The sequence below is a fragment of the Nocardioides sp. FY1077 genome, assembly GCF_058681775.1.
Map to the genome: position 1 here is coordinate 587,707 of NZ_JBZWDB010000003.1, position 14,914 is coordinate 602,620.

Here is a 14,914-nt window from a genome sequence, read left to right on the forward strand (position 1 = left end):
CGACCGGGCGGGGCACCGTCAGAGCGCTGCGTCGTCCCTGTCGCCGGTGCGCACGCGCACCACCGACTCGACCGGGGAGACCCACACCTTGCCGTCGCCGATGCGGCCCGACGCGGCACCGCTGAGGATCGTGTCGACGACGGTGGTGACGTCGGCGTCGTTGACCACGATCTCGAGGCGGATCTTCGGCACCAGCGCGACGTCGTACTCCGCGCCGCGGTAGACCTCGGTGTGCCCCTTCTGCCGGCCGTAGCCGCTGACCTCGCTGACCGTCATGCCGGTGACCCCGACGGCCTCGAGGGCGACGCGGACGTCCTCCCACTTGTGCGGCTTGATGACCGCGGTGACCAGCTTCATCGATCTCTCCTGGTGGGTGTGCGGGACGCCCCGCCGAGGGGCGTCCGGATCGTGCCGGGGGTGGTGCGGCGAGGGGGCGGGACGCCGACCCCGCCGGGGACGTGGCCCCGATCATGCCGGACCCCGGCCGCGGCCGGGTGTGGCGCGCGCCGGGCCGACGCCGCGGGAACGGGACGGGCCCGGCCCTCCTGCGTGAGGAGGACCGGGCCCGTCCGTTGGGTCACAGCGCAGCCGCGTCCCGATCGCCGGTGCGCACCCGCACCACGCTCTCGACGGGGCTGAGCCACACCTTGCCGTCGCCGATGCGCCCGGTCTGCGCGGTCTTCACGACGATGCCGACGACGTCCTCGGCGTCACCGTCCTCGACCACGATCTCGATGCGGATCTTCGGGACCAGCGCGATGTCGTACTCCGCGCCGCGGTAGACCTCGGTGTGGCCCTTCTGCCGGCCGTAGCCGCTGACCTCGCTCACGGTCATGCCGGTGACGCCGAAGGTCTCGAGGGCCTCGCGCACGTCCTCCCACTTGTGCGGCTTGATCACCGCGGTGACGAGCTTCATGCCTTCACTCCCTTGTTGGGGCCGGTCGTGGCACCGGCGACGATGCCGGACTGCACGCCACCACCCACGCCGGTGTGCAGGTCGTAGGCGCTCTCGCCGTGCTCGGCCAGGTCGATGCCGCCGACCTCGTCCTCCTCGTCGAGACGCAGCCCGATGGTGAGCTTGATGGCCAGCGCGATGATCGCGGTCAGCACACCGGACCAGGCGACCGCGACGAGCACACCCAGCACCTGGTCGACCAGCGACTCCGCGCCGCCGCCGTACAGCAGGCCGTCGATGCCGCCGGCGCCGTCGCTGGTGGAGAAGAAGCCGATCAGCACGGTGCCGACGATCCCGCCGACGAGGTGGACGCCGACGACGTCGAGGGAGTCGTCGTAGCGCAGCGTGAACTTCAGGCCGACCGCCCAGGCGCACACGGCGCCGGCGATGGCGCCGATGGCGACCGCGCCCTCGATGTCGACCGCACCGGCGGCCGGGGTGATCGCGACGAGGCCCGCGACGATGCCGGACGCGGCGCCCAGCGAGGTGGCCTTCTTGTGCAGCACCCGCTCGACGACGAGCCAGCCGAGGATCGCGGCCATCGTGGCGAGGGTGGTGTTGGCGAAGGTGCGGCCGGTCTCGGAGATGAACCGCTCCGTGAACGCCTCGCCCTCCTCACCGGCGAAGACGATCGAGCCGACGTTGAAGCCGTACCAGCCGAACCACAGCAGACCGGCGCCCAGCATGGTGAGGGTCAGGTTGTGCGGGCGCATCTTGTCGCGGGGCCAGCTGACGCGCTTGCCCAGCAGGAGCACGAGCACCAGGGCCGCGACACCGGCGTTGATGTGCACCGCGGTGCCGCCGGCGTAGTCCTGCGCGCCGATGCGGCCGCAGATCAGCGAGGCGTCGGTGCAGCTGAACACCATGTGGGCCAGCGGGAAGTAGACGAACAGCGCCCAGAGCGGCACGAACGCCACCCAGGCGGCGAACTTCATCCGGCCCTCGACCGCACCGCTGATCAGCGCGACGGTGATGATCGCGAACGTCATCTGGAACATCACGCCGACGTAGGCGTCGGTGGTCACGCCGTCGAGCCACAGCATCTCGAACGGGTCGGCGAAGAAGGTGCCGTCACCGCTCCAGCCCATCGACCAGCCGACCGCGACGTACAGGATGCCGACGATCGCGACCGCGATGTACGACATCATCATCATGTTGAGCACCGACTTCGACCGCGACATGCCGCCGTAGAACATCGCCAGCGCCGGCACCGTCATCATCAGCACGAGCGCCGTCGCGACCAGCATGAAGGCGTAATAGCCGTCCACAGAACCTCCAGGAGTTGCACGGGTGCCGCTGGGTCGTCCGCGACGGCGGTGTCGGGGCCCAACGGCTGATGCAGCAGAGACTCGTGGCGCCAGGTTTCCTCCCGCCGTGGGCGTTGTTTCACCGGTGTAAACGACTCCACCGCTGTGTAACTTCACCGTGACGCACGCGCACGAGGGGCCGGTGCGGTCGCACCGGCCCCTCGTGTGTGTCCTGCGGCGCGGGCGCCGCGCGGGCTCAGCCCAGCAGCGCGTCGACGAACGCCCCGGAGTCGAAGGGCGCCAGGTCGTCGGGGCCCTCCCCCAGGCCGACGAGCTTGACCGGCACGCCGAGCTCGCGCTGCACCGCCACCACGATGCCGCCCTTGGCCGAGCCGTCGAGCTTGGTCAGCACGATGCCGGTGACGTCGACGACCTCGCTGAAGACGCGGGCCTGGACCATCCCGTTCTGCCCGGTCGTGGCGTCGAGCACGAGCAGCACCTCGGTGACCGGCGCCTGCTTCTCGATGACCCGCTTGACCTTGCCCAGCTCGTCCATCAGGCCGGCCTTGTTCTGCAGCCGCCCGGCGGTGTCGACGATGACGGTGTCGACGCCCTCGGCGGTGCCCTGCTTCACGGCCTCGAACGCCACGCTGGCGGGGTCGGTGCCCTCGGGGCCGCGCACGACCTCGACGCCGACCCGCTCCCCCCAGGTGGCGAGCTGCTCGACGGCGGCGGCGCGGAACGTGTCGGCGGCGCCCAGCAGCACGCGCCGGTCCTCGGCCACCAGGATGCGGGCGATCTTGCCGACGGTCGTGGTCTTGCCGGCGCCGTTGACGCCCACCACGAGCACGACCCCGGGGCGGCCGTCGTCGCCGCTGACGCGCAGACGACGGTCCATGGTCGGGTCGACCAGTGTCACGAGCTCTTCGCGCAGCACCTCGCGGGCCGAGCCCGCGTCGGTGCCGTCGACCCGCATCCGGGTGCGCAGCCGGTCGACCAGCTCCTGGGTCGGACCGACGCCGATGTCGGCGGTGAGCAGGGTGTCCTCGATGGACTCCCAGGTGTCCTCGTCGAGCCGGTCACGCGACAGCAGTGCGAGCAGGCCGCGGCCCAGGGTGCCCTGGGAGCCCGCGAGGCGGGCGCGCAGGCGCTGCAGCCGGGAGGCGGTGCTCTCGGGGCGGTCGAGCACCAGCTCGGGCTCGAGCGGCACCCCCGGCTCGATGGTGGCCGGCGGCGAGCTCAGCTCGACCGGTGGGGCACCGTCCTCGGCCGGGGGCGCCCCCAGCACGTCGGTGTGGGTGTCGGGCAGCGGCGCCGGCTTGCGCCGCCGGGTGACCACCAGCCCGGTCACCGTCACCACGAGGGCGACGCCGACCAGGGCGATGACCAGGATCAAGCCTGCGATGAGCTCCATGGCTCAATCCAACCAGAGCCCCCGCGGCTCCCCGCACGCGCGCAGGCACGGCCGCGGTGGCGCGCCGGGTCGGCGCGGAGACGGGTCAGGCGGCGCGGTGGGGACTGTCCTGGTCGGCGAGGTCGCCGTCGACGAGACGCTCCTGCTCGGCGCGGGCGTCGTGCCCCGCGCGGGCGTCGTGCTCGAGGGTGGGCATCCGCGCGACGGCACGGGTCATCGCGTCACCGAGCCACTCGCCCTGCGGCGGGGTCTGCCCGCGGTGCGGGAACGCGACGTAGAAGATCACCAGCCCCGCGAGCACGACGATGACGAGCATGGCGACGACGATGGCGAGCACACGGACCTCCCGAGACGATGAGCGGGGCGATGGACCGCCCCGACGTCACCACGGTCGCACGCGCCCGGTTCAGCCTGCGCCCACCTCGCGCAGGCACGGCTGCACTGCGACGCGGATCACGTCGGGCATCGGGGTCACCGGGCGGGCGGGGTCGGTGTCGTCGACGTACACGTGCACGAAGCGGCCCTCCGCCGCGGCCTCCTCGGAGTCGCCCTGGAACAGGCCGATGCGGTAGACGACCGAGGAGGTGCCGATGCGGTCGACCACCAGGCCCGCCTCGACGGGGGCCGGGAACCCGATCTCGCGGAAGTAGCGGCACGAGGTCTCCGCGACCACCCCGATCTGCGGCAGCCGCCGGATGTCGACGCCGGTCTGCTCGTAGAGGTGGGCGTTGACCGCGGTGTCGAACATCTCGTAGTAGGTGGCGTTGTTGAGGTGGCCGTAGGCGTCGTCGTCGCGCCACCGGGTGGTGATGGTGCGCCACACGACGTAGTCGGCGCGGGTCGGCCGGACGGGGCGCGCCGCTGCGGCGGTGTCGGCGGTCTTGGCGGGTGCGGCGGTCACGCGTTCTCCAGGCTGTGGGCGGGTCGGTCGTCGGGGTCGCGGCGCTCGCGGGGCTCGGTGTCGCGCAGCCGCTGGCTGATCACCGTCGAGACGCCGTCGCCGCGCATCGTCACGCCGTAGAGGGCGTCACCGACCTCCATGGTGCGCTTCTGGTGGGTGATCACGAGCAGCTGCGAGCTCTCGCGCAGCTCCTCGTAGATCTGCAGCAGCCGCCCGAGGTTGGTGTCGTCGAGGGCGGCCTCGACCTCGTCGAGGATGTAGAACGGTGAGGGCCGCGCCTTGAACAGCGCCACCAGGAAGGCCACGGCCACCAGCGAGCGCTCGCCGCCCGAGAGCAGCGAGAGCCGCTTGACCTTCTTGCCGGGCGGGCGGGCCTCCACCTCGATGCCGGTGGTCAGCATGTCGTCGGGGTCGGTCAGCACCAGGCGCCCCTCCCCGCCGGGGAACAGCCGCTCGAAGGTGGCGTCGAAGGCCTTCTCGACGTCGGCGTAGGCCTCGGTGAAGACCTGCTCCACGCGGAGGTCGACGTCCTTGACGATGTCGAGGAGGTCCTTGCGGGTCTTGCGCAGGTCCTCGAGCTGCTCGGAGAGGAACTGGTGGCGCTCCTCCATCGCGGTGAACTCCTCCAGGGCCAACGGGTTGACCCGGCCCAGCTGGGCCAGGGCCCGCTCGGCCGACCGCAACCGCTTCTGCTGCTCCTCGCGCACGAACGGCACCGGCTCAGGGGCCCCGTCGGCCCCGTCGGCTCCCTCGGGGGACGGCGCCACCGGCACCGGCTGGTCGGGGCCGTAGTCGGCCACCAGCGCGTCGGGCTCGAGGCCGAGCTCGTCGACCGCGCGCTGCTCGACCTGCTCGATGCGCATCCGCTGCTGGGCGCGGGCCAGCTCGTCGCGGTGGGCGGTGCCGACCAGCTCGTCGTGGCGGCGGGTGAGGTCGCGCAGGCTCGTCCGGGTGGCCAGCAGCTCCTGCTCGCGGCCGCTGCGCTGCTGCTCCACCTCCGTGCGCGCCGCCGCGGCAGCGGTCACCGACACCTCCAGGCGCGCCAGCACGTGGGTCGCGCCCTCGCCGACGGCCCGGGCCGCCCGGCCCTCGCGGGCCAGCCGGCGGCGTCGCTCCGCGGCCGCGGCGCGGGCGCGGCGCTCCTGCTCGGCGGCGCGCAGCAGCGAGTCGGCGCGGCCGTGCAGGGCTCGGGCCCGCTCCTCACCGGTGCGCAGGGCGAGCCGGGCGTCGGTCTCGGCCTGCCGGGCCGCGCGGGCGGCGTCGGCGAGGCGCTCGCGCTCGCCGGTGTCGGGCTCCTCCTCCGGCGCCTGCTCGGCGCCCGCCAGCCGCTCCTCGAGGTCGGCCAGGCCGGCCAGGTCGCGCTCACGGGCCACGCCGGCCTGCGCGATGGCCTGGGCCAGCCGGTCGGCCTCGCCGCGCGCGGCGCGCGCCTGGCTGCCGTGCTGACCGAGCTCCTCGGCGACCGCGGCGAGGGTGGCGTCCGACTCGTGCAGCCGCGCGAGCGCGACGTCGACGCGCTGGTGGGCCGCGAGCCGCTCGGCCTCGAGGCCGGAGAGCTCGAAGCCGAGCCGCTCCCCCGCCGCGACGGCCTCGGCGAGCTGGGCCGTGGCGTCGTCGACGGCGGCCTGCACCTCGATCAGGCTGGGCTGGTCGGTGGAGCCGCCCGCCGCGGCGTGCACGCCCAGCACGTCGCCCTCGCGGGTCACCGCGGTCACCTCGGGCTCCTGCGCCACCAGCGCCCGCCCGGCGTGGAGGTCGTCGACCACGGCGACCTGGTGGAGCAGCCGGGTGAGCGCCGGGCGCAGCTCGTCGCGGCACTCCACCGCGTCGACGGCCCAGGTGGCGCCCGGCGGCAGCGTCGGCCAGTCGCCCTCGGGCACCCCGGACGACGGGGCGCCGGCGATGAGCAGCCCGGCCCGGCCCAGTGCGTGGCCCTTGAGGTGGCCGATGGCGTCGAGCGCCGCGTCGGGCCCGGCGACGACCACGGCGTCGGCGGCGGCGCCGAGCGCCGCGGCCACCGCGGCCTCCAGGCCCTGGCGCACGGCGAGCAGCGCCGCCACCGAGCCGAGCAGCCCGGCCACGTCGTCGGAGGCGGCCAGCAGCGCGCCGGCGCCGTCCTTGCGGGTCAGGCCCATCTCGAGCGCGTCCTTGCGCGCGGCCAGGGCCGAGCGGTCGCGGTCGGCCTGCTGGGCCTCGGCGCGGGCCGTGGCCAGCCGCTCGTCCACGTCGTCGAGCGCGGCGACGGCGTCCTCGTGCTCGGCGTCGAGGCCCTCCTCGCCGGCGTCGAGGCCGGCGACCCTCGTCTCCAGGGCGGTGAAGTCGCGCTGGGCCCGCTCGGCGCGGGCGACCGCGGCCTCCCGCGCGGCCTCCAGCCGGCCCACCTCGTCGTCGGCGGCCGCCGCACGCGAGCGCAGCGCCCCGACCTGGCCGTGCAGGCGTGCCAGCCCCTCGCGCCGGTCGGCCGCCGCGCGCTGCAGGGCGGCCACCCGCCGGTCCTCGGCGGCCGCGGCGTCCTCGGCCTGCGCGCGGGCAGTGACGGCGTCGGCGAGCGCCGCACGCAGCGTGTCGACCTCGGCGGCGTTCCGGTCCTCCTGCTCGCGCGCCCCGGCGGCCTGCTGCTCCAGCTCGTCGGGGTCGCGACCCGGACGGTCGGGCTCGGAGGCGCTCGCCGCGTTGCGCACCCGCTCGGCGGCCAGCGACTGGGTGCCGCGCAGCCGCTCGCGCAGCCCCGACAGGGCGAACCAGGTCTCCTGCGCCCGGGCCAGCGCCGGCAGGTCGTCGCGCAGCGCCGCCTCGAGGGCCGCCTCGGCCTCGCGGGCGGCGGCCAGCGCGGTCTCCACCTCCTCGCGACGCGCCAGCAGCACCGACTCGTCGGCGAGGTCCTGCTCGAGCGCGGTGCGGGCGGTGACCAGGTCGTCGGCGAGCAGGCGGGCCCGCGCGTCGCGCACGTCGGCCTGCACCGTGGCGGCGCGCCGGGCCACCTCGGCCTGGCGCCCCAGCGGCTTCAGCTGGCGGCGGATCTCGCTGAGCAGGTCGGTGAGGCGGGTGAGGTTGCCCTCGGTGGAGTCGAGCTTGCGCAGCGCCTTCTCCTTGCGCTTGCGGTGCTTGAGGACCCCCGCCGCCTCCTCGATGAAGCCCCGCCGGTCCTCGGGCGTGGCGTGCAGGATGGTGTCGAGCTGGCCCTGGCCGACGATGACGTGCATCTCGCGACCGATGCCGGAGTCGCTGAGCAGCTCCTGCACGTCGAGCAGGCGGCACGACGAGCCGTTGATGGCGTACTCGGAGCCGCCCGAGCGGAACATGGTGCGACTGATCGTCACCTCGGCGTACTCGATGGGCAGCGCGCCGTCGGTGTTGTCGATGGTGAGCACGACCTCGGCGCGGCCCAGCGGCGGGCGCCCGGAGGTGCCGGCGAAGATGACGTCCTCCATCTTGCCGCCGCGCAGCGACTTGGCGCCCTGCTCGCCCATCACCCAGGCCAGCGCGTCGACGACGTTGGACTTCCCCGAGCCGTTGGGTCCGACGATGCAGGTGATGCCGGGCTCGAGCTGGAGGGTCGTGGAGGAGGCGAAGGACTTGAACCCGCGCAGGGTCAGGCTCTTCAGGTGCACCGCGGGCTCCTCCCTGGTCGCGACCGGCCCCGCCCCGGGCGCGGCACGTGCGGGGGTCGGCGCGCGACAGACTACCGGCGGCGACCGACGGTGACCCGGGTCACCCGCCGAGCCGCGCGACCGGCGTCAGCCGCGCACGCCGCGCACCGCAGCCGCGGTGAGGCCGAGCGCGAAGGCGTCCTCGGCGAGCGCGGCCTGCCAGGTCCAGCCGTGCTGCTCGGCGACCTCTCGCCACATCGCGCCGGCGACGGTGCCGCCCACCGCGCCGACCGCTCCCACGAGCGCGGGCAGCACCGGCGACGCGCCTGCGCGACGGGCCAGCGCGGAGCCGCCGAGACCACCCGACGCGGCCCGACCCAGGGCCGGGCCCGGCCGCAGCCGGCTGGGGGCCAGGGGCAGCTTGTCGCCGACCAGCTCACCGGTCACCGCGGCGCCGGCGGCCAGGCGACGCACGGTGCCGTCGGTGCCCAGGACGGCCGCGGCCGCCCCCATAGAGGAGCGGCTGCCCGCCGCGACGCCGATCGCCAGGCTGCGACCGAGCAGCCCGAGGGTCACCGGCCAGCGCGCGGGGTCGGTGGCGCGGTCGGCCTCCGCGGCGGTGGGCGGCAGCGTGTCGAGGCTCCAGCGCACGCCGAGGCCGTAGGCGAGGTGCGGCACCAGGTCGCGACGCCAGCCGGCGGCGCCCCACCCGGCGGGGCCGTCGAGGTCGTGGCGCAGCGGCAGGTCGGTCGCGGCCATCACGGCGGCCCCCGCGGCCACCACGCCCACGGGGGCGGGCAGCGACAGCCCGCGGGAGCGCGTCACGCTGGCGAGCACGCCGACCCCGAGGCCGGCGCCGACGCCACCGAGCTGCCCGTACGCCGCCACGCGGGCCGGGTCGGTCGACGGCGTGCGTCCCGCGCGCCGCAGCAGGGCCGCGACGGCCCGTCCGGGTGCGTCGGCCGCCGGCGTGCCGGTGAGCAGCGCGTCGGCGTGGGCGGCCGCGCCGAGCAGGGTGCTGCCGACCGCGCCGGCGAGCAGGCCGCGGGTGAGGGTGCCGCTGGTGCGCAGGCGGAACAGCGCGAGGGCGCTGGTCGACGGGCGCCGACTGTGGGCCAGCACGTCACCGGGCACACGGGGCGACGCCGCCGGGACCGCCTCGGCGGGGCCGGTGCGGCCGGCGTCCGTGCCGTGGGGGGCGTCCGGCGCGCCGGGGGTGCTGTGGGAGGAGGGGGCCATGCACCGACGGTAGGAGCACGCGCGCGAGGCGACGACCCCCGTGGGGGTGGCGTCAGGCCGGTGCCGGCTGCTCGTCGGCGTGGGCGATGTGGCTGAGCTGGCCCCAGATCAGCACCACGAAGACCGCCGAGCCGACGAAGGCGAACCAGAACGGCGCGGTGACGCCGTAGGCCTGGGCGAGGAGCCCGCCGATGCCGGCCCCGACCACCAGGCCGCCGTAGACGCCCACCAGGTTGACCGAGCCGACCCGGCCCTGCAGCCGGCTCGGCACGGCCCGCTGGCGCACGGTCACCGAGGTGGTGCCCCACACGAACGCGTGGGCACCGAAGACGAAGAACACCGGCAGCGCCACCCGCGGGTCGGTGGTCAGGGCGAGCGCGAGGTGGGTCAGGGTCTCGACCACGAGGCCGATGCGCATCAGGTCGCCCAGGCTCACCCGCCGGGTGATCCAGCCGTACGAGAGCGTGCCGACCAGGCCGCCCACGGCGCTCACCGTGGTGACCAGGCCGAAGCCGACCGGGCCCAGGCCGAGACGCTCGGTGGCGTAGAGCACCAGCACCGACCAGGCGGCCCCGAAGGTGACGTTGAAGATCAGGATGGTCAGCACCAGCGTGCGCACGGCGGCGTGGTGGCGCACCCAGCGGAACCCCTCGGCGATGTCGGCGCGCAGCCGGGTGGCGCCGACCTCGGGGTCGGCCCGGTGGGGCAGCACCAGGCGGCTCAGCAGCAGCGCCCCGAGCAGCACCAGCACCGCCTGGGCCACCACGGGCCAGACCGTGCCCGCGGCGAAGAGCGCCGCGCCCAGCGGTGGGCCGGCCAGCTGGTTGACGGTGATGAAGCCCGTCTGCAGCCGGGCGTTGGCCAGCGCCAGGTCGTCGCGGTGCACCAGCATCGGCACGAGCGTGCCGGAGGCGTTGTCGGCGAACACCTCGGCGGTGCCGAGCAGGAACAGCGCCAGCAGCACCAGCGCGACCGACGCGGTGTCGGTGGTGATCGCCACCGCGAGCAGCGCGAGCACCCCGCACCGCAGGACGTCGACGAGGATCACCAGCCGACGCCGGTCGACGCGGTCGGTCAGCGCGCCGGCGTACAGGCCGAGCAGCAGAGGGGGCAGCCACTGCAGCAGGGCGGCCAGCGCGACGAGCGCCGCGGCGTCGGTCATCGAGGCCACCAGCAGCGGACCGGCGGCGAGGGCGATGCCGTCGCCGACGTTGCTGGTCCACGACGACGCGAGCACCCAGCGGTAGCCGCGGCCCAGGCGGGCCGGCACGAGCGTCTCGACCAGGCGGCCGGTGGGGCGGGTCACGGGGCGGGGCAGGTCGCGAGCAGCAGCGGGCAGGCCGAGCGGTGCCACCCGGCCCTGCGAGGGTCGGGTGCGGCGGTGCTCAGGCGGGCTGCATCTCCTGCAGGGGCGCGGTGTCGAGCAGCTCGGCGGCGCGGGCGGCGACCAGCCGGTCGTTCTCCTCCGAGAGCCGGACGACCAGGCGCTCGAGCTCGGCGACGCGGGCCCGCAGGCGGGCGTTGTCGGCGAGGGTGCGGGGGTCGCGCAGGTCGTGACCGAGGTGGCCGATCAGTGCCTTGGCCATGGGCCTTGCCTTCCGTTCCGGGTGGTGCGCCCCGCACGACGTGCCGCGGCGCGACCCGACGAGCGGGCCGTCTTCAAGAGTCCCACCCGGGCCCGTCGGGGTCAATCCGACGGCGTACGGCCTGTGGGCGGTCGTCGTGCACGGACTGCGCCTCTCACCTCGGTGGTCGAGTGCCGAGGAGCGCCAGCCCCCCTCGTTGGTCGAGTGCCGAGGAGCGCCAGCGACGAGGTGTGTCGAGACCCCGCAGTCACCCGCAGGAAGCCGCCCACGGCCAGCCCTAGCGCGAGCGGCGGGGGTCTCGATACGGGCGCTGCGCGCCCTACTCGACCAACGAGCCCCTTTCTCGGTCGTCGAGTGCCGAGGAGCGCCAGCGACGAGGTGTATCGAGACCCGGCCCCACCCAGCGCGGGCGACCAGGGTCTCGATACGGGCGCTGCGCGCCCTACTCGACCGACGAGCCCCTTTCTCGATGGTCGAGTGCCGAGGAGCGCCAGCGACGAGGTGTATCGAGACCCGGCCCCACCCAGCGCGGGCGACCAGGGTCTCGATACGGGCGCTGCGCGCCCTACTCGACCAACGACAGTGACGCCGTACGCCGGGCCTCGCCCGGCGAGCTCTCGCCTTCGTTGGTCGAGTGCCGAGGAGCGCCAGCGACGAGGTGTATCGAGACCCCACCCAGCGCGGGCAACGGGTCTCGGTACGGGCGCTGCGCGCCCTGCTCGACCAACGACAGTGACGCCGTACGCCGGGCCTTGCCCGGCGACCCTTGCCCCTCGTTGGTCGAGTGCCGAGGAGCGCCAGCGACGAGGTGTATCGAGACCCGCAACAGGCCGCCCACGGCCGATCCCGGCTCAGCCGACGGCGGGGGTGCGGCGGCGGCGCGGGGGCGGCTGGCAGACCGGGCAGAAGAACGACGAGCGGTTCATGAACGCCACCCGACGGATCAGCGCACCGCAGCGGGCGCAGGGCCGACCCTCCTGGCCGTAGGCGTGCAGGGAGCGGTCGAAGTACCCCGACTGGCCGTTGACGTTGACGTAGAGCGCGTCGAACGACGTGCCGCCCTGGGCCAGCGCGTCGGTCATCACCTCCCGCACGTGGGCGAGCAGCTCCACCACCTGGGTGCGGGTGAGCCGCTCGCCGGGCCGCTCGCCGTGCAGGCGGGTGCGCCACAGGGCCTCGTCGGCGTAGATGTTGCCGACACCGGAGACCAGGTCCTGGGCCAGCAGCAGCCGCTTCACCGCCGAGCTGCGCCGGCGCACGGCGCGCACGAACGCGTCGTCGTCGAAGAGCGGGTCGAGCGGGTCGCGGGCGATGTGGGCGATCTCGGGTGGCAGCGTGGCTCCCGCCGCGGAGATCGACAGCCCGCCGAACATCCGCTGGTCGACGAACCGCAGCTCGGTCCCGCCACCGGTGCCGCCCAGGTCGAGGTGGAGCCGCACCCGCAGGTGGCGCTCAGGCGGCGCGTCGGCGGGCTGCACCAGCATCTGCCCGCTCATGCCGAGGTGGGCGAGCAGCGCGTCGCCCGCGACGTCGTCGTCGAGGGGCAGCCACAGGTACTTGCCGCGGCGCCGGGCGCCGACGATGCGCCGACCCGTGAGGTCGTCGGCGAAGCCGGCCGGGCCGGCGACGTGCCGCCGCACCGGGCGCGGGTGCAGGACGTCGACGGCGGTGATGCGGGCCCCGACGACGTGGCGCTCGAGGCCGGCGCGGACGACCTCGACCTCGGGCAGCTCCGGCACGAGGTCAGGCGCCGGGGTCGTGCTCGCGTGCGGGCGGCTCGACCGAGACGGCCGCGGCGGCGGCGTCGGCCGCCGGGTCGTTGAGACCGAGCTCGGCGGCGATCTCGCCGTACGCCGTCTCGGCGGCGGCCTGCTCGGCCTCCTTCTTCGACCGGCCCTCGCCGTCGCCGTGCAGCCCGTCGCCGACGCGCACCTGGGCACGGAACGTCTTCTGGTGGTCGGGCCCGGCGTCCTGGATGACGTACTCCGGCACCCCGAGGCTGTGCTCGGCGGCCAGCTCCTGCAGGGAGGTCTTCCAGTCCAGCCCGGCGCCCATCGCGGAGGCGGCCTCGATGAGGGGGTCGAAGAGCCGGTGCACGACCTGGGCGGAGGTGGCGAATCCGCCGGGCGACATGTGCACGGCCCCGATCACGGCCTCGACGGTGTCGGAGAGGATCGAGGCCTTGTCGCGCCCGCCGGTCGACTCCTCGCCGCGGCCGAGCTTGACGTGCTCGCCCAGGCCGATGACGCGGGCCACCTCGGCCAGTGCGCGGGCGTTGACCACGGCCGCACGCAGCTTCGCCAGCCGCCCCTCCGAGAGGTCGGGGTGGGTGACGTAGAGCTGCTCGGTGACCACGACGCCCAGCACCGAGTCGCCGAGGAACTCCAGGCGCTCGTTGGTGGGCAGGCCACCGTTCTCGTAGGCGTACGAGCGGTGCGTGAGGGCACGCTCGAGGAGCTCGGGATCCAGCTCAGGGTTCCCGAGCGCCTCGCGCAGCTCGTTGTAGTTCAGGGTCGTCGACCGGTCAGAGGACCTGACGACGGTCGGCCCGGGCGCCGTACTGACCGCACGTGCTGCAGGCACGGTGGGGCAGGTGCTTGGCACCGCAGGCGGGGTTGGCGCAGGTCACCAGCGTGGGGGCGACGGCCTTCCAGGCCGAGCGACGGTGGCGCGTGTTGCTGCGCGACATCTTCCGCTTCGGGACAGCCACAGTTCTTCTCCTCTACCAGGGCCGGCAGGTCCGGCTCGCTGTGGAGCACCCAGACGGGCGCCCCGGTCGTGCAGTTCGGGTGGGTGGTGCAGGTGGTGCGGGTCGTGCTGGCCGGGTCAGACCCGGGGGTCCTCGTCCTGCGTGAGCGCGGCCAGGCCGGCCCAGCGGGGGTCGATCGGCGCGTCGTGGGTGTGCTCCGGCTCGTCGATCAGCCGGGCACCGCACTCGACGCACAGCCCGGGACAGTCGTCCTGGCACAGCGGCTGGAACGGTAGTGCGAGCACCACCGCGTCCCGCAGCTGGGGCTCGAGGTCGACCAGGTCGTCCTCGAGCCGGCTGACCTCGTCGTCCTCGTCGTGGGGCGTCTGGTGCTGCTCGTAGACGTACAGCTCCTGGAACGTCACCTCGATCTCGTCGGAGATCGGTTCCAGGCACCGTGCGCACTCGCCCTCGAGCCGGGCTCGCGCCCCGCCCGTCACCAGGACCCCCTCCATGACCGCCTCGAGGCGCAGGTCGAGGTCGACCGGCGCACCCTCGGGGACATGGAGGACTTCGATGCCGAGATCTGCCGGGGCCGGGACCGAGCGCGTCACCTGACGTTGGGACCCCGGGCGGCGGCCGAGCTCGCGGGTGTCGAGCACGAGCGGCGCTCTCGGGTCCAGGCTGGTCAGGGTGTCACTTCCGGTTCCGGGCACAACAGATCGTCGAGAATCGTAACCGTCCGGCACCTGACCGGGCAAAACGCGCCCGCCGACCTCATGCCGACCCCTGCTGGGCCGCGTCGCGCGCCGCCGCCCGCTCCACGACCCGGGCCAGGAGCCGGGCGTGCACGGAGGCGGGCAGCAGCCCCGAGACGTCGCCACCGAGCGTGGCGACCTCCTTGACCAGGCTCGAGGCGACGAACGAGTACGCCGGGGTGGTGGGCAGCAGCACGGTCTCCACGCCGGTCAGCGAGGAGTTCATCTGCGCCATCTGCAGCTCGTAGTCGAAGTCACCGGCCCCGCGCAGCCCCTTGACCACCACCTGGGCGTCGTGCTCGGCGCAGAACGTCGTGAGCAGGCCGGTGAAGCCGGCGATCCGCACGTTGCCCCAGCGCGCACAGGTCTCGCGGAGCATGTCGAGGCGCTCCTCGGCGGAGAACATCCGGTGCTTGGAGGCGTTGACGCCGACCGCGACGACGACCTCGTCGAACAGCGCTGCCGCGCGGCCGATCACGTCGAGGTGGCCGTGGGTCACCGGGTCGAAGGAACCGGGGCAGACCGCTCGGGGCAC

General features: G+C 74.6%; 15 protein-coding genes. All 15 read right to left on the minus strand.

The window, feature by feature from the left end:
• Nucleotides 1-18 precede the first annotated feature (18 nt).
• Complete coding sequence (locus tag AC4OR8_RS12295; RefSeq protein ID WP_492165847.1) at nt 19-357, minus strand: P-II family nitrogen regulator; 339 nt, start codon at nt 355-357, stop codon at nt 19-21.
• 220 nt (nt 358-577) lie between these two features.
• Entirely contained in the window at nt 578-916 is a 339-nt protein-coding gene (locus AC4OR8_RS12300; protein ID WP_492165848.1) for a P-II family nitrogen regulator, read from the minus strand.
• Complete coding sequence (locus tag AC4OR8_RS12305; protein WP_492165849.1) at nt 913-2,223, minus strand: ammonium transporter; 1,311 nt, start codon at nt 2,221-2,223, stop codon at nt 913-915. The genes AC4OR8_RS12300 and AC4OR8_RS12305 overlap by 4 nt, the downstream gene beginning before the upstream one ends.
• 235 nt (nt 2,224-2,458) lie before the next feature.
• A complete protein-coding gene (gene ftsY / locus AC4OR8_RS12310) occupies nt 2,459-3,616 on the minus strand; it encodes a signal recognition particle-docking protein FtsY (RefSeq protein ID WP_492165850.1) in 1,158 nt (385 codons plus the stop codon).
• A gap of 85 nt (nt 3,617-3,701) precedes the next feature.
• On the minus strand, nt 3,702-3,932 hold the full coding sequence (locus AC4OR8_RS12315; RefSeq protein WP_492165851.1) for a hypothetical protein: 231 nt from the start codon (nt 3,930-3,932) through the stop codon (nt 3,702-3,704).
• A gap of 90 nt (nt 3,933-4,022) precedes the next feature.
• Nucleotides 4,023-4,517 carry an acyl-CoA thioesterase gene (locus AC4OR8_RS12320; RefSeq protein ID WP_492165852.1) on the minus strand — a complete coding sequence of 165 codons (495 nt, stop codon included), beginning with the start codon at nt 4,515-4,517 and terminating at the stop codon, nt 4,023-4,025.
• Entirely contained in the window at nt 4,514-8,128 is a 3,615-nt protein-coding gene (gene smc, locus AC4OR8_RS12325; protein WP_492165853.1) for a chromosome segregation protein SMC, read from the minus strand. The genes AC4OR8_RS12320 and smc overlap by 4 nt, the downstream gene beginning before the upstream one ends.
• A gap of 126 nt (nt 8,129-8,254) precedes the next feature.
• Nucleotides 8,255-9,346 (minus strand): hypothetical protein, encoded by a 1,092-nt coding sequence (locus tag AC4OR8_RS12330; RefSeq protein WP_492165854.1) that lies wholly within the window; start codon nt 9,344-9,346, stop codon nt 8,255-8,257.
• A 52-nt stretch (nt 9,347-9,398) separates the two neighbouring features.
• On the minus strand, nt 9,399-10,652 hold the full coding sequence (locus AC4OR8_RS12335; RefSeq protein ID WP_492165855.1) for an MFS transporter: 1,254 nt from the start codon (nt 10,650-10,652) through the stop codon (nt 9,399-9,401).
• Nucleotides 10,653-10,731: 79 nt separating this feature from the next.
• Nucleotides 10,732-10,932 carry a hypothetical protein gene (locus AC4OR8_RS12340; protein WP_492165856.1) on the minus strand — a complete coding sequence of 67 codons (201 nt, stop codon included), beginning with the start codon at nt 10,930-10,932 and terminating at the stop codon, nt 10,732-10,734.
• An 851-nt stretch (nt 10,933-11,783) separates the two neighbouring features.
• Nucleotides 11,784-12,671: a bifunctional DNA-formamidopyrimidine glycosylase/DNA-(apurinic or apyrimidinic site) lyase gene (gene mutM / locus AC4OR8_RS12345; protein ID WP_492165857.1), complete on the minus strand. Its 888-nt coding sequence runs from the start codon at nt 12,669-12,671 to the stop codon at nt 11,784-11,786.
• A 4-nt stretch (nt 12,672-12,675) separates the two neighbouring features.
• Entirely contained in the window at nt 12,676-13,515 is an 840-nt protein-coding gene (rnc, locus tag AC4OR8_RS12350) for a ribonuclease III (RefSeq protein WP_492165858.1), read from the minus strand.
• Nucleotides 13,457-13,642: a 50S ribosomal protein L32 gene (gene rpmF, locus AC4OR8_RS12355; RefSeq protein WP_182526167.1), complete on the minus strand. Its 186-nt coding sequence runs from the start codon at nt 13,640-13,642 to the stop codon at nt 13,457-13,459. Before rpmF ends, rnc begins: the two co-directional genes overlap by 59 nt.
• 116 nt (nt 13,643-13,758) lie before the next feature.
• Nucleotides 13,759-14,313: a YceD family protein gene (locus tag AC4OR8_RS12360; protein ID WP_492166420.1), complete on the minus strand. Its 555-nt coding sequence runs from the start codon at nt 14,311-14,313 to the stop codon at nt 13,759-13,761.
• A gap of 85 nt (nt 14,314-14,398) precedes the next feature.
• Nucleotides 14,399-14,914 carry a pantetheine-phosphate adenylyltransferase gene (gene coaD / locus AC4OR8_RS12365; protein ID WP_492165859.1) on the minus strand — a complete coding sequence of 172 codons (516 nt, stop codon included), beginning with the start codon at nt 14,912-14,914 and terminating at the stop codon, nt 14,399-14,401.